The sequence below is a fragment of the Massilia suwonensis genome (assembly GCF_042655665.1).
GTDB lineage: Bacteria > Pseudomonadota > Gammaproteobacteria > Burkholderiales > Burkholderiaceae_D > Telluria > Telluria suwonensis.
Genome location: NZ_JBHSMR010000013.1, coordinates 1695910 through 1715660, shown reverse-complemented (window position 1 = coordinate 1715660; position 19751 = coordinate 1695910). Strand labels below are relative to the sequence as shown.

At 66.7% G+C, this 19751-nt stretch carries 17 protein-coding genes; 5 read left to right on the top strand and 12 right to left on the bottom strand.

Going from position 1 to position 19751, the window contains the following annotated elements; all coding sequences use genetic code 11:
• The 8 genes from ACFPQ5_RS15750 to ACFPQ5_RS15715 form a co-directional block, all read right to left on the bottom strand.
• Positions 1–2388, bottom strand: a complete 2388-nt coding sequence (locus tag ACFPQ5_RS15750; RefSeq protein ID WP_379757527.1) for a hybrid sensor histidine kinase/response regulator — start codon at positions 2386–2388, stop codon at positions 1–3.
• Positions 2389–2452: 64 nt separating this feature from the next.
• Entirely contained in the window at positions 2453–3067 is a 615-nt protein-coding gene (locus ACFPQ5_RS15745) for a flavin reductase family protein (protein ID WP_379757524.1), read from the bottom strand.
• A gap of 162 nt (positions 3068–3229) precedes the next feature.
• Positions 3230–3532, bottom strand: a complete 303-nt coding sequence (locus ACFPQ5_RS15740) for a hypothetical protein (protein ID WP_379757521.1) — start codon at positions 3530–3532, stop codon at positions 3230–3232.
• A 75-nt stretch (positions 3533–3607) separates the two neighbouring features.
• Positions 3608–6001, bottom strand: coding sequence for a TonB-dependent receptor plug domain-containing protein (locus ACFPQ5_RS15735; RefSeq protein ID WP_379757518.1), 2394 nt, complete (start codon positions 5999–6001; stop codon positions 3608–3610).
• A gap of 136 nt (positions 6002–6137) precedes the next feature.
• Entirely contained in the window at positions 6138–7106 is a 969-nt protein-coding gene (locus tag ACFPQ5_RS15730; RefSeq protein WP_379757515.1) for a Bug family tripartite tricarboxylate transporter substrate binding protein, read from the bottom strand.
• A 77-nt stretch (positions 7107–7183) separates the two neighbouring features.
• Positions 7184–8221: a DUF4034 domain-containing protein gene (locus tag ACFPQ5_RS15725; RefSeq protein ID WP_379757512.1), complete on the bottom strand. Its 1038-nt coding sequence runs from the start codon at positions 8219–8221 to the stop codon at positions 7184–7186.
• On the bottom strand, positions 8218–9363 hold the full coding sequence (locus ACFPQ5_RS15720; protein ID WP_379757509.1) for a hypothetical protein: 1146 nt from the start codon (positions 9361–9363) through the stop codon (positions 8218–8220). The genes ACFPQ5_RS15725 and ACFPQ5_RS15720 overlap by 4 nt, the downstream gene beginning before the upstream one ends.
• A 77-nt stretch (positions 9364–9440) precedes the next feature.
• Positions 9441–10238 (bottom strand): PhzF family phenazine biosynthesis protein, encoded by a 798-nt coding sequence (locus tag ACFPQ5_RS15715; RefSeq protein ID WP_379757506.1) that lies wholly within the window; start codon positions 10236–10238, stop codon positions 9441–9443.
• 107 nt (positions 10239–10345) lie between these two features.
• On the opposite strand from ACFPQ5_RS15715, the gene ACFPQ5_RS15710 reads away from it, so the two are divergent.
• From ACFPQ5_RS15710 to ACFPQ5_RS15695, 4 genes are all read left to right on the top strand, one after another.
• Positions 10346–10675, top strand: a complete 330-nt coding sequence (locus tag ACFPQ5_RS15710) for a hypothetical protein (protein ID WP_379757503.1) — start codon at positions 10346–10348, stop codon at positions 10673–10675.
• Between the two features lie 136 nt (positions 10676–10811).
• Positions 10812–12380: a TerC family protein gene (locus tag ACFPQ5_RS15705; protein WP_379757500.1), complete on the top strand. Its 1569-nt coding sequence runs from the start codon at positions 10812–10814 to the stop codon at positions 12378–12380.
• A 33-nt stretch (positions 12381–12413) separates the two neighbouring features.
• Positions 12414–13289, top strand: a complete 876-nt coding sequence (gene htpX, locus ACFPQ5_RS15700) for a protease HtpX (RefSeq protein WP_379757497.1) — start codon at positions 12414–12416, stop codon at positions 13287–13289.
• A complete protein-coding gene (locus tag ACFPQ5_RS15695; RefSeq protein WP_379757494.1) occupies positions 13289–13936 on the top strand; it encodes an exopolysaccharide biosynthesis protein in 648 nt (215 codons plus the stop codon). Before htpX ends, ACFPQ5_RS15695 begins: the two co-directional genes overlap by 1 nt.
• A gap of 72 nt (positions 13937–14008) precedes the next feature.
• On the opposite strand, the gene ACFPQ5_RS15690 is transcribed toward ACFPQ5_RS15695, so the two are convergent.
• Genes ACFPQ5_RS15690 through ACFPQ5_RS15675 form a run of 4 tightly spaced genes read right to left on the bottom strand, consistent with a single transcriptional unit; the run spans position 14009 to position 16393 of the window.
• Positions 14009–14230 carry a YbaK/EbsC family protein gene (locus ACFPQ5_RS15690; RefSeq protein ID WP_379757491.1) on the bottom strand — a complete coding sequence of 74 codons (222 nt, stop codon included), beginning with the start codon at positions 14228–14230 and terminating at the stop codon, positions 14009–14011.
• On the bottom strand, positions 14230–15198 hold the full coding sequence (locus ACFPQ5_RS15685) for a threo-3-hydroxy-L-aspartate ammonia-lyase (protein ID WP_379757488.1): 969 nt from the start codon (positions 15196–15198) through the stop codon (positions 14230–14232). The genes ACFPQ5_RS15690 and ACFPQ5_RS15685 overlap by 1 nt, the downstream gene beginning before the upstream one ends.
• A gap of 11 nt (positions 15199–15209) precedes the next feature.
• On the bottom strand, positions 15210–15851 hold the full coding sequence (locus tag ACFPQ5_RS15680) for a helix-turn-helix transcriptional regulator (protein WP_379757484.1): 642 nt from the start codon (positions 15849–15851) through the stop codon (positions 15210–15212).
• On the bottom strand, positions 15851–16393 hold the full coding sequence (locus ACFPQ5_RS15675; RefSeq protein ID WP_379760131.1) for a gamma carbonic anhydrase family protein: 543 nt from the start codon (positions 16391–16393) through the stop codon (positions 15851–15853). The genes ACFPQ5_RS15680 and ACFPQ5_RS15675 overlap by 1 nt, the downstream gene beginning before the upstream one ends.
• Positions 16394–16579: 186 nt before the next feature.
• On the opposite strand from ACFPQ5_RS15675, the gene ACFPQ5_RS15670 reads away from it, so the two are divergent.
• Complete coding sequence (locus ACFPQ5_RS15670; protein WP_379757481.1) at positions 16580–19750, top strand: error-prone DNA polymerase; 3171 nt, start codon at positions 16580–16582, stop codon at positions 19748–19750.
• The last annotated feature ends 1 nt before the right edge of the window (position 19751 follow it).

The following is a 19751-nucleotide window of genomic DNA, read 5'->3' as shown; positions in this document are numbered from 1 at the left end:
TCAAGCCCGGGCGATCTGTGCCAGGATCTCCGTCAACTGGGCCATGTCGGCCGGCTTGACCAGGTGATGGGCAAAGCCGGCCGCGAGCGACTGGCGGCGGTCGCTCTCGTGGCCGTAGCCGGTGACGGCGACCAGGACCGCGCCGCTCGACTCCGGCTGCGCGCGCAGGCGCTGGGCCAGCTCGTAGCCGTCCATCTCGGGCAGGCCGATGTCGAGGATGCAGGCGTCGAAGCGCTCCTCGCGTGCGCGCGCCAAAGCGGCATGCGGGCCGTGCTCGACGCCGACCCGGTGGCCCAGGCTTTCCAGCACCAGCGCCAGCATCGCCGCGGCGTCGGCGTTGTCGTCGACCACCAGCAGGTTCAGCGCCTGGTGCGCGGGGCCGGCCGCCGCGGCGGCGCCGCCGGAATCCGCGGGCGTGCTGTCAGCCAGGCGCGGCAGGCAGACGCAGAAGCGGCTGCCTTGTCCGAGTCCGCCACTCTCGCAGCTGACGCTGCCCCCATGCAGTTCGACCAGGCTCCTTACCAGCGCCAGGCCCAGTCCCAGGCCGCCCGCGGAACGGTCCGAACTGCGTTCGGCCTGCGCGAACAGCTCGAACACGTGCGCCGCCAGGTCGGGCGTCATGCCGATGCCGTCATCGGCGATCTCGATCGTCACGCGCTCGTCGCGTATCTCCGAGCGCAGCGTGATCGTGCCGCCTTCCGGCGTGTACTTGGCGGCGTTGTTCAGGATATTCGTGATGACCTGCACCAGGCGCTTCTTGTCGCCCAGGACCCGCGTGGTGTCGGGCGCGACGAAGGTCTGCAGCCGGTGGCCGCGGGCCTGGATCAGCGGCGCCACCTGCTCGATCGCATCCTGCACCACATGGCGCATGTCGAGCGGTTCGTTGTCCAGCTCGACCAGGCCGCGCGTGACCCGCGAGACGTCGAGCAGGTCGTCGATCAGGTGGGTCATGTGGGCCACTTGCCGTCCGATGATCTGGCTGGTGTGGCGCACCCGGCCCTCGTCGAGCCTGCCCATGCTGAGCAGTTGCGCGGCCGCGCCGATCGGCGCCAGGGGATTTCTCAGCTCGTGCGCCAGCATGGCGAGGAATTCGTCCTTGCGGCGGTCGGCGTCGCGCAGGCCGGCCTGCGCGCGGGCGCTGTCGACGGCGAACCAGGTGCGGTCGACCATGTCTTCGGCGATGGCGAGCTGCTCCTGCGTCCAGTGGTGGACGGCGTCGTCGTGCACGCTCAGCACCGCCCGCAGGCGGCCGTCCTTCATCAGCGGAATCGCCAGCACCGCGCGGATACCCAGGGCGGCGTAGTTCGCCAGATGGGGCAGGGCGGCCGATTCGCGCGTGATGTCGTCGATGACGAGATTGCGGCCGGCGCGCAGGATCTCCACCACCGGGACGCCGAAATCGTCGAGCGTCAGGGACATGCCCGACAGCGAGGCCATGCTGCCGTCGGTCCAGTCGCGCTTGAGCGAGAGGGTGGCGCCGCTGTCGTCGGCTTCGGCGTAGATCACGCGCCTGGCGCCCAGACGGGCGCCGAGCAGCTCGCAGGCCACCGCCGTCACCTCTTCCGGATCGAGCAGGGGACGGATGCGGTCGGCCAGCGCCAGCTGGAAGGAATGGCGCTGCTCCGCCACTTCGAGCGCCATCTTGACCATCTTTTCTTCGTGGATGTCGGTCGAGGTGCCGAACCAGCGCTCGATCCTGCCGTCGCCGTCCATGAAAGGTTCGGCCCGCACCAGGAACCAGCGGTACTCGCCGCTGCGCGAGCGGATGCGGTGCTCGACATGGAAGGCGCGATGCTGTTCGTAAGCCTGGGCCCATGCCGCCATGGTGACGCCCTGGTCCTCGGGATGGACGAACTGGTTGGCGACGTCGGCCGGCGTCGAGGAAGCGATCGGAACGCCCGTGTAGTCGTCCCACTGGCGGTTGAAGTAGACCGCCTCGCCCGACGCCATGACGATCCAGATGATCTGCGGGACCGAGTCGGCCATCAGGCGGAAATTGCGTTCGCTCTCGCGCAGCGCCTGCTGCGTCGCCACCTGCGCGCTGACGTCGCGAAAATAGAAGGACAGGCCGGCCGCGACGGGTGCGATCCGCACTTCGTACCACTTGTGGTGCTCGGGATAATAGGCGGTCACCTCGGCTGCGGCACGCTCGCGCATGGCCTTGCGGTAGACCGGTTCGAAGGCGCTGCCGGCCAGGCCGCGAAACATCTCCCAGATCGGCTTGCCGGCGGCCTCATTGCGTGTGACGCCGAGCAGGCGTTCCGCGCGCTGGTTCAGATAGACGAATTGCCAGTCGCCGTTCACCGAAAAGAAGCCGTCCGAAATGCTTTCGAGGATGGCGGCCCCGTCGTCCGCTAACTGCTGCGGGGAGCCATTGCTGACGTACATGCGCATTCCTTCCGGCGTTTTCTTGATTTCCCGATTATAAGTCGGGATGGATGGCGGCTTGGCCCTAGCGCGGCCTGAACATGCGGAACAGCTGCTCCGGCCCGATCGAAAAATAGTCCGCAGGTCCGCCGCCGCGCAGGATGTGGCCGGCGCCGGCCGTATCGTAGACGCCGTCCTTGAGCAGGGCTTCGTCGATGTGCACGCCCACGACTTCGCCCAGGGTCAGCCAGGTCGGCACCGCCTCGCCGCCGGCGCCTTGCAACTGGATGATCTGCGTGACCCGGCATTCGAAGGAGACCGGGCTCTCGGCCACGCGCGGCACGCTCACCAGGCGCGAGGGAGCGGCGTTCAGTCCCGCCAGTGCGAACTCGTCCACCTCCGGCGCGGCTGCCGTGCAGCTGAGATTCATCGCTTCCGCCAGGGGCCGGGTCGCGAGGTTCCAGACGAATTCCCCGGTGTCGCGCACGTTGCGCAGCGTGTCCTTCTCGCCGATGCTGGCGAATCCGACGATGGGCGGGACATAGTTGAACGCGTTGAAGAAACTGTAGGGCGCCAGGTTCGGTACGCCGTCCAGGCTCAGGGACGAGATCCAGCCGATCGGGCGTGGTCCGACGATCGCATTGAACGGGTCGTGCGGGAGGCCGTGGCCGTTACGGGGTTCGTAGAAATGGGTCGACATGGCTGAATTATGCGAATGAAAGCATGGAGGATAGCAGCGCCAGGCAAGGGCTGCTCTGCCATCGGTGTTCCGGCGTCGCCACCAAGCGTGCGCACCTGTCACGTCCAGGCGTTTCATATTGTTTGCCTCCGACGGCCGTGCCGGCATTTTCATCGGCCCCAGTCAGGGAGCGCTGTAGAGCTTGTCGGTTGCCTGTTTCAGTCCGGCATGTGGCAGGAAGGAATCCGAGATCGTCAGGATCGCGTGCACATTATTCTTCAACTTCTCCAGGTCGATGGCGCCGGGCTGCAGCGCCGTTTGCAGCAAATGGATCGCCATGTCGGCCAGCAGGAAGCGCTGCCGCTCGCGCCATGCGTCCGGGTCGGTCTCGCGATTGCATGCGGGATGCCGGTGATAGCTGTCCTCGACAGTCTGGTGGATGTCCCAGGCGTTCCGGATGCATGTCAGTCGTGTGTGTTCGTCCATCCTGGATCCTCGAAAAAAGACGGGGACACTCGCGTGCCCCCGTCATTCATGCTGCCATGTTCACGATGCCTTGCATCAGAACTTGTGCCACAGGCGCGCAAACACCGCCGCGCCGTTCAGGCCGAACTGCACGCTCTCGTACTTGAAGCCGTTGTCGGTCTCGTTCTCATCCTGCGCGGTCGGCTTCACGTTGAAGATGTTGGTGCCGCCCACAGTCAGGCGAGTTTTGTCGCTGAACGACCAGCTGAAGGACAGATCGGCCGAGGTCTTCGCTTCGTAGTGCGCGTTCGGGACCGGCGGACCCGAGAAGGTGCCGAGGGTCTGCGGGCCGAAGTGGATGATGCGGAAGTCGGTGCCGAGTTTGCCCTGCGTGTACTCGAAGCCCAGCGTGGCCTTGCGGCGCGGGCCGCCCTGTTCGATGAACAGGCGCTCGCGCTCGGACAGCAGCACGTCCTCGAAGCCGGCCAGCGCGCTCGGCGCATGCACGCCCGTCACTTCGGTCTTGCTGAAGTTCAGCGCGAGGAAGGTATTGAGGCGGCCGGCGGCCAGCGGCATACGGTGCGAGGCCGTGATGTCCAGGCCCTTGGTTTCGGTGTCGACCGAGTTGACGAAGAACTGGGCCTGGCCCACGCCCAGCGACTGCAGGGTCGCGCCCAGCGCCGGGTAGTTGTCGGCGTCGAAGCGGCCCGACAGCACGATGCGGTCGTCGATGTCGATGCGGTACAGGTCGGCGGTGAGCGAGGTCGATTGCGACGGCGTCCAGGTCGCGCCGAAAGTCGCGCTCTTCGACTTCTCTTCCTTCAGGGCCGGGATGCCGGCGGCATTCGCCACCGCGCCGCCGTTCGGCGCCAGCACCACGTCGAGCGGCTGGCCGTTGACGAAGTCGGTGAAGGTCGAGGAGAAGTAGACCTGCTGCAGCGACGGCGCGCGGAAACCGGTGCTCACCGAGCCGCGCAGCAGGACGTCGCCGCCCAGCTTGAAGGCGGCGGCGAGCTTGCCGTCGGTGGTCGAGCCGAAGTCCGAGAAGCGCTCGTGGCGCAGCGCGGCCTGCAGTTTCAGGCGGTCGGTGACGTCGGTCTCGAGGTCGATGTAGGCGGCCGTGCTGTGGCGGCTGCGGTTGGTCGCGTCGCCCGGCTGGAAGCCCGGGAAGCCCTGGCTGCCGGCATTGCCGCCCACGCCCACGCCGTCGGCGTCGATGTAGGAGCCCGGTTCGCCGGCGAAGATCTTGTAGTTCTCCTTGCGGTATTCCAGGCCGAAGGCCGCGTTCAGGCCGTTGAATACGCCGGGGTAGAAGCGGCTGAAATCGGCGTTGGTGGTCAGCTGGCGGAACGAGAAGCCGCCGGCGCCGAAGGAATTGGCGCTGACGCCGCTGCCGCCGTTCTCGAGGTCGAGGTTGGCGATCGAGGCGTTCAGGGTATTCGCGATCGTGTAATCGAGGCGGTTGTAGCCGTAGGTCTGCGAGAAGTCCGCATTCCATTCGCCGAACTTCAGGCGGTAGCCGAGGGTGCCGTAGCGGTCGTCGAGGTCGCCGTTGATGAAGGGGACGAAGCCGTTCGGGTACATGGCGGCCGAGTTGCGCGACGGGATGTCGTCGGAACCGACGCCGCCGCGTGCAAAGGCGGCCGACGATGCGTCGCGGCGCTGCACGCCGAGCGTCGTGTACAGGCGGCCGGTGCCGAGCGGGATCTCGCCGTTGATATACACGGTCTGGTTTTCGGTCTTGCTGTCGCCGATGATGCGCGGATTGTCCGCTTCAGCGCGGTTCGAGCGGTCGCGGTGCAGGTATTCGGTGGTGATGCCGAAGCTGCCGCCGCCGAGCGCGACGCCGCAGTAGGCCGAGGCCAGGAAGTTCTCGCCGTCGCCTTCCGAATACTGGCCGTAGCCGGCCACCGCTTCGCAGCCCAGGCTTTTCTTCAGTTCGATGTTCATCACGCCGGCGATCGCGTCCGACCCGTACTGGGCGGCGGCGCCGTCGCGCAGCACCTGCACGTTGCGGATCGCCAGCAGCGGGATCGCGTTCATGTCGGTGCCGGTGTTGCCGCGGTTGCGCGCGCCGAACAGGTTGACCAGGGCCGTCGTGTGGCGGCGCTTGCCGTTCACCAGCACCAGGGTCTGGTCGGAGCCGAGGCCGCGCAGGGCGGCCGAGTCGATCAGGTCGGCGCCGTCGGCGCCGCTCTGGCGCGTCGAGTTGAACGAGGGCGAGATATTCGTCAGGGTCTGGGCCAGGTCGAACTGGCTGCCCTGTTCGGCCAGGCGCGTCATCGGAATGATGTCGACCGGGACCGGGGTGTCGGTGCTCGATGCGGCGCCGGTGCGGCGGGTGCCGACCACGTGCACGCTCTGCACGGCGTCCGCCTGGGCGGCGTCAGGGCTTGCGGTCTGGGCGGAGGCCGCAGGGGCCAGCGTCAGGGCGGCGCTGCCGTACAGGGCCAGCAGCACGGCGCGGCGCAGTTGTTTTTGTTTGAGCACGCAACTTCTCCAAAGGTCAAAATTGCATGCTAATCAATATTTACGGACTCAACCACTGGCTGTGTCTGAAACACAACGTTTGCACCAAAATGGGGCGGTCCAGGGCGCCTTGGGAACGCCCTGCGGCTGACCGGGATCAATCGAGTTGGATGCCCTTGGCCTTGATCACCTTGCCCCACTTCTCGCGCTCGGACTTGGCGTAGGCCGCCATCTCTTCCGGGCTGCCTGGAATCGCTTCCAGGCCCAGGGTCTGGAAGCGCTCCTTGACGGCCGGCGTGCCGACCGCCTGCAGCAGCGCCTTGTTCAGCGCCTGCACGGCCGCCGCCGGGGTCTTGGCCGGTGCCACCAGGCCTTGCCAGGCATAGGCTTCGAAGCCGGCCAGGCCCTGTTCGGCCAGGGTCGGGATACTGTCGAACTGCTGCACCCGCTTCAGGCTGGCCACGCCGATCGCGCGCAGCTTGCCGGCGCGGATGTGCGAGCCGCCGGCCGCGGTGTCGACGAACATGAAAGGCACCTGGCCGCCGATCACGTCCTGCACGGCCGGCGCCGCGCCCTTGTAGGGCGCGTGGGTCAGCTTCAGTTTGGCGAGGTCGGAAAACAGTTCGGTGGCCAGATGGTGCGGGCTGCCGGCGCCCGGGCTGGCGTAGGCCGGTGCATTCGACTGCGCCTTGGTCCAGGCCAGGAACTCCTGCAGGTTCTTGGCCGGCACCTGGGGATTGACGACCAGGATCATCGGGAAGCGCGCGATCAGGCCGACCGGCGCGAAATCCTGTTCCGCGTTGTAGCCCGGTTTCGCGTACAGGAACCCGTTGGTGGAGAGGGTCGCCGTGTCGGCGGTGAGCACCAGCTGGCCGTCGGCCTTCGCCTTGGCCGCATAGGCCGCGCCAATGTTGGTGCCCGCGCCCGGCTTGTTGTTGATGACGATCGGCTGGCCCAGGGTCTTGCTCATTTCGGACGCGATCACGCGCGCCACGACGTCCGAGCCGCCGCCGGCGGCGTAGGGCACGACCCATTCGATGGGGCCGGTCGGGTAGGCGAAGGCGAGCAGGGGAGCGGAAAGGGCGAGGGCGCCGAGGCAGCGGCGGGCGAGGGTCGAGAAGGTCATGGGGTCTCCATTTGCGTTGTGTTTGTATTAATTTAACACGCAAACGGCTCCGGTCGACTGCGACCGGGGGTGCTGCATCACACCTGCGTCGCCCAGCCCCGGCAGGTTTCGATGGTGCGCTCCGGATTGCTGCCCCATGCATCGGTCTGCAGCCGGCTGCCGAGCTGCTCCAGCAGGCGCCGCAGCGCCGGCTTGTCGCGCGCGATGCAGGCCATGTAGGCGTAGCGGTTGCGCAATGGAGCGCTGTCCGGATAGCGCTCCAGCAGGTCGTCGTAGCCGCGCCTGATCTTGTCCCAGTCGGCATGGCTGTCCTCGTACAGGGCCTTGCCGTACTGGTCTTCTTCCGCTTCCGAGTACAGCAGCGCATAGGTGCCCCATCCGAAGCGGGCGCGCGTTTGTTCGGTCGCCTTGCGGATGTAGGCGTCGAGCGAGCGGCTGTCGCCGCCCCATTTGGGCAGCAGGCGGTTGACCATGGCGAAGTGGATGTCCTTATCCTCCGGGTTGCGCTGCAGGCCCGCCTCGGCGATGGCTTCCAGCTGCGCGCTCGTCCATCCCAGTCCCGTGCCGATCCGGATCAGGACATAGTGCGCGTAGCTGTCGGCCAGGGCCACGTCCGCGTTGTCCTTCAGGTAGGCCGCGGCCTGGTTCAGGTAGCGGTGGTAGACCTTCCAGCTGTCTTCCGACACGTCCTTGGCGAAGCTGGTGCCGCGGTACGACTCGCCGTGTGCCAGCAGGGCCCGCGCGTGCAGGACGTGCGCGAACGCGGAGCGTGGGTTCGCCTGGGCCCACTGCAGCGTCATGGCGTCGAGCTCCTTCATGTAGGGCTCGGGGTTCTTGATCCTGGCATTGAAGACCTTGCCGAGCCCGCTGCGGAACAGGTCGAGCTGCGGCGTGCCGTCCGGGTTGAAGCGGCCGGCTTGCCGGTACATGGCGTTTTGCTGCTCCAGCGCGGCGAAGTCGCCCCACCACAGCGCGCTTTCGGAGGCTGCCGTAATGGGCGGCTTGCCTGGTGCGGGATCGGCGGCCAGGGCAGGGCTGGCCAGGCTGGCCAGCGCCAGCGCGGCGGGCAGGAGCAGGCGGCGGGCGCGGCCTGTGCGCGTTATGGTCTCGGTCATGGTTTCTTTCCGTCGGCAGGAGGGGGCAGGCGCCAGACCATCCGTAGCGCCAGGGGAGTCCGGCCCGATCCGGCAGTCTGGATGGCATGATCGGTTGCCAGCGCGTCGAAGGTGTCCTCGAAGGCGATCGGGCGCATGCCGCGGATGCCGCGCACGTCCACCTGGCGCTCGATGACGCTGGCCAGCAGGTGCTTGCCGCTGGCGTCGAAGCGGCGCCATACCATCGTGACGCCGGTGACGTCGTAGCGCGCGGCGAGGGGAGGATACGGGGGGAGGCCGTTCGCGGACGCCGCCGGCGTCGGCGGGAGGGTAGGGGCCAGGCGCTCCGCCGCGCTCACCAGCGTGCCGTAGCGGAATGCGTTGAGGACGTCGCCTGCCGGCTGGCCCTTTGCCAGGCCGACCTGCAGCCACCAGCGCTGGAAGGCGCATCGGGTTTCGCGCGGCAGTTCCCGGTAGGCGGCGCGCGCGGACAGCAGGCGCGACGAGAGCGCCGGCGGCAGCGCCAGCGGCGGGCGCTCGCCTCCGTCCAGCAGCTGGACGACGGCGCCCATCGCAGCGTCCTGCGGCGGCAGCTTCGGCCACGGCAGGGCGGCCTGGCGCGGCTTGCCCCAGCGTTCGAGCAAGCGGGCTTCGCTTGCCAGCGCGGCCTGGCGCCGGGCCGCCGGCATGGCCTGCAGGCGCAGGATCCTGCTTGAATAGTCGACGAAGAGCGCTTCCTGGCCGGTCAGGCAGACCGAGGGCGATTGCCGGATCGCGTCGAGTGTCGCCGCTTCGTACTCGGCGTCGCCGGGTTCGATATGCCAGTAGGCCAGTTCGTTGAGCAGGCGCGCCGTCGCCGCGTAAAAGACGTCGGTGGACCTGGCCTTGCCGTCCGCGCCGGCCTGCACGCTGCGCTCTTCCTGCACCCAGGACAGCAGCTGCGGCTTCATCCGCTCCAGGTGGGCGGCGGCGAGCGCGTCGGCGGCCGAACGCAGCTCGGGGTCGAGCTTCACGTCCTGCGGCAGCGCGAAGGAGCGCGTCAGCAGATGCTGCAGCTCGTTCGCCATGGCCTGGTCTTCCTCGGTTGGCGCAGGCAGCGCCGCGCCCGCCGCGCCCATCCATACGGCGAGCGCACCGATGCACGCCGCTCGTCCCCACCGCATCCCGTTTGGTCTCACGCCAGCACCTGCCTTATTGGTGAAAAAGAAAGTTTCTATTAGGCACTGGGGTTGCAAGGCAGTCAAGTATTATCGAGGGCCTTTACCCGCCCACCTACCAGCACGGCGTCGCCATCGAGCAGCGTACGGATCACGCATTCGCGTCCGGTGGCGCGGCCCTGATGCAGCGTCAGCCCATGTCCGAGCGCAACCGTCAGCGCGCCCGCCGCGACGCCGGTGGCGCTGTCTTCCAGCGCCGGATCGAGGTGGTTGAAGTTGCGGCCTTCGGCTTCGTGCTCGCCGCTGCGGCACCAGGCGTAGCAGCCGCTGACGCCATTCGCGCGGCCCCAGGCGGCGATCGCTTGCAGGTCGGGTGCCAGCGCGTAGAGCGTGTCCAGGTCCGCTACTTCCAGCAGCAGCTTCGGGCTGCCGACCGAGGCGACGACGGGCGCGCTGGCCAGTGCGAGGCCGGGCGCGTTCAATAAACGCCTGGCCAGGGCCGCATCGGCGTCGACCTGCGGCGCCTCCTGCCGCGCCAGCCCGACGAACACCGTCTCGTCCTCGCGCGACAGGGTCAGGCGCTGGCCACGCATCGCCGTCGTCACCGTCAATGGTTCTGAAACGCCGTGGCGCGCGAACAGTACCTGCGCGGCCGCCAGCGTCGCATGCAGGCACAGGGGACTGCGCATGTGCGGGTAGACGAAATCGAGCGTCGCGGTTGTGCCGGGTTCGCTTGCTGCATCGATGAAGACGCAAGTGAGCGCCCGCTCGCGCGCCAGCTGGGCGCGCTGGGCCAGGTCAAGTGGCGCGTCCTCGACGACAAGGGCCGGGTTGCCTCCGCCGTGGGCGGCGCCGAAGCAGGTGAAGTTCTGTGTATTCATGAGGGTGAGCAATTGATCGAGAATCCGAGTCTGCCACAGCCGAACGCTTCCCGCAGGCCGCAAAAAGAAGCTGCTATACTGGACCTGTCCCGTCCAACGACACCTTTATGCGACGAGTTTTCGTCATTTTCCTGATCCTGCTGTTCCCCCTGAACGTCTTCGCGCTGTCCATGTCCGTCGCATCGGACCGGCACGCCGCTGCGGTGGAACAGGTAATGCCGGCAGCGCTTGCCGATGCCGGCATGGAGATGGATCAGCCGTCGCTGGGCGAGCTCGATCCGGACGAGCCGCCTTCCGGCATGGATTACCACGATTCCGTGTCCGGCGAAGGGCAGCCAGTCGCGCCGCTGCCGCCTGACGGATCGATTTCCTCCCACGTGCCGTTCAGGCACGGCCTCGCGCCTTTCCCGCCAATAAAACCGCCTCCCGTCCGCTGAGCTGCGGCCGCGCCGCGCGCATTCCTTGCGCGCCCGGCGTGCGCCGTTCGTCGCGCTCGGTGCGCCCTGCCGTCTGGCTTAGCCAGAGGCCTGCGCGCTCCAATTTTCTTCATCCGAAATTCACGAGGTAAGTAACATGGAATGGCTATTCGACCCTGCAATCTGGGCGGGATTGCTGACACTCGTCGTGCTCGAAATCGTCCTCGGCATCGACAACCTGATTTTCATCGCCATCCTGGCCGACAAGCTGCCGCCGCATCAGCGCGACCGCGCGCGGCTGATCGGCCTGTCGCTGGCGATGCTGATGCGCCTTGGTCTGCTGACCATCGTGTCCTGGCTGGTCACGCTCACCACACCGCTGTTTTCCCTCGGGCCGCTCAGCTTCTCGGGGCGCGACCTGATCCTGCTGATGGGCGGCCTGTTCCTGCTATTCAAAGCCACCACCGAACTGCACGAACGCCTGGAAGGGGTGACCCACACCCAGTCCGAATCCAAAGCCTATGCGGCCTTCGGCGCAGTCGTGGCGCAGATCGTCGTGCTCGACGCCGTGTTCTCGCTGGACGCCGTCATCACGGCGGTCGGCATGGTCGACGAACTGGGCGTCATGATGGCGGCCGTGATCATCTCGATCGGCGTCATGATCCTGGCGTCGAAGGCGCTGACGCGCTTCGTCAACGCGCATCCGACCGTGGTCGTGCTGTGCCTGAGCTTCCTGCTGATGATCGGCCTGAGTCTGGTGGCCGAAGGCCTCGGCTTCCATATCCCGAAGGGCTACCTGTACGCGGCGATCGGCTTCTCGATCCTGATCGAAGCGCTGAACCAGTTCGCGCGCCGTAACTCGCTCAAGCACGAGGCGCGCGTGCCGCTGCGCGAGCGCACGGCCGAACGGGTGCTGCGTTTGATGGGCAGCCGCAAGCGCGGCGTCGCCGCAGCCGAGGAGCCGGACGCGCAGGCGCCGCAGGAAGCCTTCGCGCTGGAAGAACGCAACATGGTCAGCGGCGTGCTGGCGCTGGGCGAGCGCTCGATCCGCTCGGTCATGACGCCGCGCTCGGAGCTGTCCTGGGTCGATCTCGACGACGACCCGGCCGCCATCCTGCGCCAGCTGCAGGACACGCCGCACAGCCAGCTGCCCGTGTGCCGCGGCGAGCTCGAAAACATGCTGGGCATCGCCCGCACCAAGGACCTGATCGCCGGCCTGGCGCTGCGCCAGGGCATTCTCGAATCCGGCGAAGGCAGCCCGCTGCGCGCGGCCATCGTCCTGCCCGATACGGCAGGCGTGCTGCGTGCCATCGAGATCCTGCAGCGCGCGCACGGCCAGCCTGTGCTGGTGACCGACGAATACGGCGTCGTCCAGGGCCTGCTGACCCCCGTCGACATTCTGGAAGCCATCGCCGGCGAATTCCCCGACGAAGACGAGCAGCCGGCGATCCAGGCCAAGGCTGCCGGCGAATGGGAAGCCAGCGGATCGGCCGACCTGCGCCAGCTCGAGCAGGTGCTGGAGACCGATGCCCTGGTCGGCGAGGGAAGCGAGTACACCTCGCTGGCCGGCTTCCTGCTGGCGCGCTTCGAAGGCTTCCCCGAGGCAGGGCAGCACATCGAGCTCGATGGCCTGCGCTTCGAGATCCTGGCCGTCGAGGAGCGCCGCATCGTCAGCGTGGCGATCCGCCGCATCGCCGAACCCGTGGCGGCCGATGCCGCCTCCTGAACCACATTTTTTACCGCACCAAGAAAGCACATCATGAAACGCATCGTCCTGTTCCTGGCCACTAACCTGGCCATTGTCCTTGTCCTCAGCCTCACGGCGAGCCTCCTGGGCGTGAACCGCTTCCTCACCGCCAATGGCCTCGATCTCGGCATGCTGCTCGCCTTTGCCGCGCTGATGGGGTTTGGGGGCGCCTTCATCTCCTTGTTCCTGTCGAAGCCGATCGCGAAATGGTCGACCGGCGCCCGCGTCATCGCCCAGCCTGCGAATTCGACCGAACACTGGCTGATGGAGACCGTGGCAAGCCAGGCGCGCAAGGCTGGCATCGGCATGCCGGAGGTGGCCGTGTATGAGGGCGAGCCGAATGCCTTCGCCACCGGCGCGACGAAAAACAGTTCGCTGGTCGCGGTGTCGACCGGTCTGCTGGCCTCGATGTCGAAGGAAGAAGTGGAAGCCGTGCTCGCGCACGAGGTGGCCCACATCGCCAACGGCGACATGGTGACGCTGACCCTGATCCAGGGCGTGGTGAACACCTTCGTGATCTTCCTGGCCCGCATCGTCGGCTACTTCGTGGACGGCATGCTGCGCAAGAACGACTCCGAGCAGTCCGGTCCCGGCATCGGCTACATGGTGACGGTGGTCGTGTGCGAGATCGTGTTCGGCATCCTGGCCAGCATCATCGTCGCCTGGTTCTCGCGCCAGCGCGAGTTCCGCGCCGACCGCGGCGCCGCCGGCATCCTCGGCCGCCCGCAGCCGATGATCGCGGCATTGCGCCGCCTCGGCGGCCTGGACGAGGGCGCGCTGCCGAAGAACATGGCGGCCTTCGGCATCTCGGGCAAGGGTGGCGCCATGGCGCTGTTCTCGAGCCATCCGCCGATCGAAGAACGCATCGCGGCCCTGCAAGGTGCCTGATGGGCGCGCGCGAGCAGGAGAATGAGGCGCTGAAGACAGGGGCCAGCGGTCCGCCGCTGTCGGATGTGCTGCAGCAGCTGGCCGAGGACGGCGCGCGCGAACGCATTTCGGTGGGCGACTTGCTGGCCGCCTTGTCCGACCGCGCGCTGGGCGCCTTGCTGTTCGTGTTCGCCTGCCCGAACGCGCTGCCGGCGCTGCCCGGCACCTCGGTGATCCTGGGCGCGCCGCTGGTGCTGCTGGCGGCGCAGCTGGCCTTCAAACGCAAGCCCTGGCTGCCCGGCTTCATCAGCCGCCGTTCGATGGCGCGGACCGACTTCCAGGGACTGATCGCACGGATCTGCCCGTGGCTGCGGCGCGCCGAAAAAATGCTGCGCCCCCGCGCCAGCGCCTGGGCCTTGCCGCCGATGGAATACCTGGTCGGCCTGGTGTGTTTGCTGCTGGCGATCGTCGTGCTGCTGCCGATCCCGCTGGGGAACATGTTGCCGGCGCTGGCGATCAGCATACTGGCGCTGGGCGTGCTGGAACGCGATGGTTACTGGATCGTGGCGGGGCTGGCCGTGGCGGCGGGAGCGGCGGCGCTGGTGTCGGGCGTCGTGTTTGCGACAGTGCAGGCGCTGCTCTATGTGGTCGTCAACTTTTTTGCATAGAGGAGGCGGGGCCTGGCCTCAGGGGCTCATCAAACCGCTACAAGGACATCCAGCCATACAAGTAAGGCAGCATCATTGTTGGCGGATGTCCGCCAACCGCGGCTGGGCGATCCGCAGGTAATCGTCCGTAGCAAGAGTACCACGGATACGGGCGACTTCTTCGGACTTGCCGGCTGCCGGATGCTCGATGACCCGATAGCGGGCTTGTCGGGTGTCGAGCAGCTCGGCCAGCTTCAGGAATACGGGCGTAGGGCCGACGCCTGGCGGATTCGGTGTTTCGGACATGAAGTGCATCAGCCCGCCAGGAAGCCGCTCAGGCGCGCCAGGTCGATATTGCCGCCGCTGACGAGGATGCCGACCCGCTTGCCGCGCAGCGCGTCTTTCATCTGCCGCGCCGCGGCGAATCCAAGGCATCCGGTCGGCTCGACGACGATCTTCATGCGCTCGGCAAAGAAGCGCATGCACTGCACCAGTTCGTCGTCGGAGACGGTCAGGATGTCGTCGACATCGCGTTGGATGATCGGGAAAGTATGCTTGCCGAGGTGTTGGGTCTGGGCGCCGTCGGCAATCGTTTTGGGTGTGTCGATGTGGACGATGGCGCCCGAGCGGAACGATTGCTGGCCATCGTTGCCGGCCTCCGGCTCGACGCCATACAGCCTGCACTGCGGCGACAAGGCCCGGGTCGACAGGGCCGACCCGGCCAGCAGGCCGCCGCCGCCCAGGCAGACGAAGAATGCGTCGAGTGGTCCGGTTTCTTCGAACAGCTCCCTGGCGGCGGTGCCCTGGCCCGCAATGACGTCAGGGTGATCGTAGGGCGGGATCAAGGTCAGGCCGTGCTTGTCCGCCAGTTCGCGTCCGATCTGCTCGCGGTCCTCTGTGTAGCGATCGTAGACGACGACATTGCCGCCGTAGCCTTTTGTCGCCGCCACCTTCGCCGCCGGCGCGTCGTGCGGCATCACGATCGTGGCCGGCATGCCCAGCAGCCTTGCCGCGAGGGCGATCGCCTGGGCATGGTTGCCCGACGAGAAAGCGACCACGCCGGCACGGCGCTGCTCCGGCGTGAACTTCGACAGCGCGTTGTAGGCGCCGCGGAACTTGAATGCGCCCATCCGTTGCATGTTTTCGCATTTGAAAAACACCTCGGCGCCGAATTCTTCATTGACGGTGCGCGAGGTCAGGACGGGAGTATGGTTGGCGGCGCCGGCAATGCGTGCGGCCGCCTGGACCACGTCGTCGTAGGTGGGCAGGCTAAGCGTGTTCATTCATGTTCTCCTTACTTGATGTCGTTGTAGGCGGTCGCGCGCGAAATGCCCAGGTGTGCCGCCGCGATTTCGATGGCGCGCCGCACTTCGAGGAAGCCGCTGGTCTTCAGTTCCCGCATCAGCGCGCGGCGCTCGCCCGCCTTCAGCAGTTGCGGCGACGATGCCAGGCTCGCCGCATACTGGTCGATGCGCCGGCGGATCGCTTCGGCGTTGGCCGGGTCGAGCGATTCCTGCACGGGCGAGGCATCGGTCGCGGTGAACTGCGCAAGCGCGTTCTGCATCGAGCGAAACAGCGTCAGGTCCACGTTCAGGCACAGTGCGGCGACGTAGCGGCCCTCGGCGTCGCGGATGCCGATCGAAGTGCTTTTCGCCGGGCGGCCGTCAGGGAACTGGTTGGTGTAGTTGGCCACGACCTGCGGATAGTCCTTGTCGGCGATGCGCGCCAGGCCGAGTTCCGTCGCCGGATCGCTGGCGGCGCGGCCGGACAGGTTATTGTGAATGGCGAGCACGGCGTGCTTCGGATCGCGCAAATCGTGCACGACCACTTCGCAGAACGGGGCAAAGGTCTGGGCCAAACCCTGCGCGATATGCTGGACCTGATCGATCAGGGAAGCATGCTGCGCATCGAGCATGGCGTGTGGAATAGGGGACATCAGGCCTGCTCCTGGGCGTTCAAATAATTGTCCTTGACCCGCACGTAGTGCTCGGCCGAGTAACGCAGGTAAGCGATTTCGTCGGCGCTCAATGGCCGGATTTTGACGGCCGGCCGGCCCGTGTACAGGAAACCGCTTTCCAGCGTCTTGCCCGGCGAAATCAGGCTGCCCGCGCCTATCATGACGTGGTCCGGAATGACGACGTCGTCCATGACGATACTGCCCATGCCGATCAGGCATTCGTTTCCGATTCGGCAGCCGTGCAGGATGACCGAGTGTCCAACGGTGACGTAATCGCCGATGACAAGGGGCGAGCCCTGTGGTTTTCGCGGAGTCTTGTGGGAAACATGGCCCATCGAGAAGTCTTGTATGTTGGAGCAGTTCCCGATCACGATGTCGTTGACGTCGCCGCGCAGGACCGCGTTACACCAGACGGAAGAATCGGCGCCAAGGCGGACATTGCCGATGACTTGCGCGGATGGATGGACGTAGACGCGCTCGGCGGAAATCGGCGCGGTCCCGAGATAAGTCGAAAGAGGCATGGTGTCGTATTTCGTGGTTAAGACAAAGAGTCTAATTTTGGACATTGTGACAAATTAATCGGGGCATTACAAGCGTCTGCCTGCGTGCCTTTTTTAATAACGCACGGAAATTATTGCCAAGTTGATCTCGTCGGTTATACTGTGTTTTTATACAGTATTTTGTGAACTCACAAGACCGACCTGCCGATGTCATCTGCGCCGCCGTCCGCTCACTTACCCGACTACGCGGAATTGTTCTGCCTGTCGAACTTCAGCTTCCTGCAAGGCGCCTCGCACGCCGAGGAACTGGTGGAGCGGGCGGTACGGTTAGGATATTCGGCGCTGGCGCTGACCGACGAGTGCTCGCTGGCGGGTGTAGTGCGCGCCCACGCCGAAGCGAAGAAAGCAGGGCTGCCCTTCATCGTCGGCGCCCATTTCCACCTGCACCATCCGGGCGGCGATCCGGCCCTCTCTCTGATCCTGCTGGCGCAGAACCGCAACGGCTACGGCAACCTGTCCGAGTTCATCACGCTCGGGCGCACGCGCAGCGAGAAGGGGACCTACTTCCTCACGCCGGACGACATCGCCAACCCGGCGCCGGAGTTCGCGCACCTGAAGGGCATGCCCGACTGCCTGGCGATCCTGCTTCCCGCTTATCCGGGTTTCGAGGCCAAGGACGTCGACCGCCTGCACGAACAGGCGCGCTGGATGGCGCAGCAGTTTTCAAACCGCGCCTGGCTCGGCCTGGTGCTGCTGCACCGCGCCTTCGACGATGCGCACCGCGTCACGATCGAGGAAGTCGGCTGGCAGCATCGCCTGCCCATCGTCGCGCTGGGCCACGTCGTGATGCACGTGCGCTCGCGCAAACCGCTGCAGGACACGCTCACCGCCACGCGCCTGAGCAAACCAGTGGCCGAATGCGGCTATGGTCTCGCGCAGAACGCCGAACAGCACCTGCGCGCGCGCCTGCGCCTGGCGAACATCTATTCGCGCGAAGCGCTGAATGAGACACTCCGTATCGCTTCCCTGTGTACCTTCTCGCTCGACGAGCTGCGCTACGAGTACCCGAACGAAGTGGTGCCGAAAGGGCACACGGCAACCAGCTTCCTGCGCGCCGAAACCTATATCGGCGCGCACCGCCGCTTCAAGGAAGGCATTCCGGCCAGGGTGCAGGGCCAGATCGAGCACGAGCTGGGACTCATTGCCGAGATGGGCTATGAACACTACTTCCTTACCGTCTACGATATCGTCCACTTCGCGCGCTCGAACAACATCCTGTGCCAGGGCCGCGGCTCGGCCGCCAATTCGGCCGTGTGCTACTGCCTCGGCATCACCGAGGTCGATCCGGCGCGCGCCAATTTGCTGTTCGAACGCTTCATCTCGAAGGAGCGCAACGAGCCGCCCGACATCGACGTCGACTTCGAGCACCAGCGCCGCGAAGAGGTGATCCAGTACATCTACAACAAGTACGGCCGCACCCGCGCCGCGCTGGCGGCGGTCGTGATCAGCTACCGCCCAAAGAGCGCGCTGCGCGACAGCGGCCGCGCGCTCGGCGTCGATCTCGGCATCATCGAGAAGGTCTGCAAAAGCCACCGCTGGTTCGACAACAAAGCGGACCTGCTGAACCGGCTGGCGGAATCCGGCCTCGATCCGGAAGCGCCGCTGTCGCGCCAGTGGGCGACGCTCGCCACCCAGTTGCTGAACTTCCCGCGCCACCTGTCGCAGCACCCGGGCGGCTTCGTCATCGCGCAAGGAAAACTGTCGCGGCTGGTGCCGATCGAGAACGCGGCCATGGCGGACCGCAGCGTCATCCAGTGGGACAAGAACGACCTCGAGGAACTCGGCCTCATGAAGGTCGACGTGCTGGCGCTGGGCATGCTGTCGATGCTGCGGCGTGCGCTGGAGCTGGTCAGCCTGCGCCATGGGAACCTGTTCGAGATGCAGGACATCCCGCCCGACGACCAGGCCACCTACGACATGATCTGCGCGGCCGACACGGTGGGCGTGTTCCAGATCGAATCGCGCGCGCAAATGAGCATGCTGCCGCGGATGAAGCCGCGCGTCTTCTACGACCTCGTGATCGAGGTGGCGGTGGTGCGGCCCGGCCCGATCCAGGGCGGCATGGTGCATCCTTACCTGCGCCGCCGCCAGGGCCTGGAGCCGGTGGTGTATCCGAGCGAGGAGATGAAGGCGGCGCTCGGACGCACGCTGGGTGTGCCGATCTTCCAGGAGCAGGTGATGCAGGTCGCGATCCTCGGCGCCGGCTTCACGCCGGGCGAAGCCGACCAGCTGCGCCGCGCGATGGCCGCCTGGAAGCGGAAAGGCGGCCTGGAACAGTATTACGACCGCATCGTGCGCGGCATGCTGGAACGCGGCTACGAACTCGCATTCGCGGAAGCGATCTTCAGCCAGATCCAGGGCTTCGGCGAATACGGTTTTCCTGAATCGCACGCGGCCAGCTTCGCGCTGCTGGCCTATGCCAGCTCCTGGATGAAGTGCCACGAGCCGGCGGCCTTCCTGTGCGCACTGCTCAACAGCCAGCCGATGGGTTTCTACAGCCCTTCGCAGCTGGTGCAGGACGCCCAGCGCCACGGCATCGAGGTGCGGCCGGTCGATATCACGGTCAGCGGCTGGGAATCGACGCTGGAAGAGCTGCATGATTCCACGCGCCAGCCCGCGGTGCGCCTGGGCCTGTCGCTCCAGCGCGGCATGAGCCGCGAGGCCGCCGCCCGCATCGAGGACGCGCGCGCGATCCGTCCTTTCGACAGCGTGGCCGACCTGGCGCGCAGGGCAGGGCTCGACCGCAGCGACCTGCAGGTGCTGGCCGGCGCCAACGCGCTGCGCTCGCTCGCCGGCCATCGCCGCGAAGCCTTGTGGCAGGCCGTCGGCGCCGTGCCCGACAAGGACTTGCTGCGCCCGACTTCGCCGGTCGAGGAGATGCCGGTGCTGGCTGCGCCTTCCGAAGGCGACGAGATCGTCGGCGACTACCGCGCGCAAGGGCTGACCCTGGGCCGCCATCCGATCGCGCTGCTGAGAAAGCAGCTGCTGGCCCAGCGCTTCATGCCGGCCTCGGTGCTGAACGAATACCAGGACGGCCAGCTGGCGCGCGGCTGCGGTCTGGTCACCGTGCGCCAGCGGCCCGGCACCGCGAAAGGCGTGCTGTTCGTGACGCTGGAAGACGAAACGGGCAACGTCAACGTGATCGTCTGGCCCGACCTGGTCGAGCAGCAGCGGCGCGAGGTGCTGGGCGCGAACCTGCTGGGCGTGTACGGGATCTGGCAAAGCCAGGGCCAGGTAAAGCACCTGGTGGCCAAGAGGCTGGTGGACATGTCGCACTTGCTGGGCAAGCTGACGACGGGAAGCCGGGATTTCTGTTGAA

What these genes read in the sequence shown, in the direction of transcription:
- ACFPQ5_RS15750 (WP_379757527.1), bottom strand. Translation starts at nt 2,388, where the DNA reads ATGTACGTCAGCAATGGCTCCCCGCAGCAGTTAGCGGACGACGGGGCC.
- ACFPQ5_RS15745 (WP_379757524.1), bottom strand. Translation starts at nt 3,067, where the DNA reads ATGTCGACCCATTTCTACGAACCCCGTAACGGCCACGGCCTCCCGCAC.
- ACFPQ5_RS15740 (WP_379757521.1), bottom strand. Translation starts at nt 3,532, where the DNA reads ATGGACGAACACACACGACTGACATGCATCCGGAACGCCTGGGACATC.
- ACFPQ5_RS15730 (WP_379757515.1), bottom strand. Translation starts at nt 7,106, where the DNA reads ATGACCTTCTCGACCCTCGCCCGCCGCTGCCTCGGCGCCCTCGCCCTT.
- ACFPQ5_RS15725 (WP_379757512.1), bottom strand. Translation starts at nt 8,221, where the DNA reads ATGACCGAGACCATAACGCGCACAGGCCGCGCCCGCCGCCTGCTCCTG.
- ACFPQ5_RS15720 (WP_379757509.1), bottom strand. Translation starts at nt 9,363, where the DNA reads ATGCGGTGGGGACGAGCGGCGTGCATCGGTGCGCTCGCCGTATGGATG.
- ACFPQ5_RS15715 (WP_379757506.1), bottom strand. Translation starts at nt 10,238, where the DNA reads ATGAATACACAGAACTTCACCTGCTTCGGCGCCGCCCACGGCGGAGGC.
- ACFPQ5_RS15710 (WP_379757503.1), top strand. Translation starts at nt 10,346, where the DNA reads ATGCGACGAGTTTTCGTCATTTTCCTGATCCTGCTGTTCCCCCTGAAC.
- ACFPQ5_RS15705 (WP_379757500.1), top strand. Translation starts at nt 10,812, where the DNA reads ATGGAATGGCTATTCGACCCTGCAATCTGGGCGGGATTGCTGACACTC.
- htpX (WP_379757497.1), top strand. Translation starts at nt 12,414, where the DNA reads ATGAAACGCATCGTCCTGTTCCTGGCCACTAACCTGGCCATTGTCCTT.
- ACFPQ5_RS15695 (WP_379757494.1), top strand. Translation starts at nt 13,289, where the DNA reads ATGGGCGCGCGCGAGCAGGAGAATGAGGCGCTGAAGACAGGGGCCAGC.
- ACFPQ5_RS15690 (WP_379757491.1), bottom strand. Translation starts at nt 14,230, where the DNA reads ATGCACTTCATGTCCGAAACACCGAATCCGCCAGGCGTCGGCCCTACG.
- ACFPQ5_RS15685 (WP_379757488.1), bottom strand. Translation starts at nt 15,198, where the DNA reads ATGAACACGCTTAGCCTGCCCACCTACGACGACGTGGTCCAGGCGGCC.
- ACFPQ5_RS15680 (WP_379757484.1), bottom strand. Translation starts at nt 15,851, where the DNA reads ATGTCCCCTATTCCACACGCCATGCTCGATGCGCAGCATGCTTCCCTG.
- ACFPQ5_RS15675 (WP_379760131.1), bottom strand. Translation starts at nt 16,393, where the DNA reads ATGCCTCTTTCGACTTATCTCGGGACCGCGCCGATTTCCGCCGAGCGC.
- ACFPQ5_RS15670 (WP_379757481.1), top strand. Translation starts at nt 16,580, where the DNA reads ATGTCATCTGCGCCGCCGTCCGCTCACTTACCCGACTACGCGGAATTG.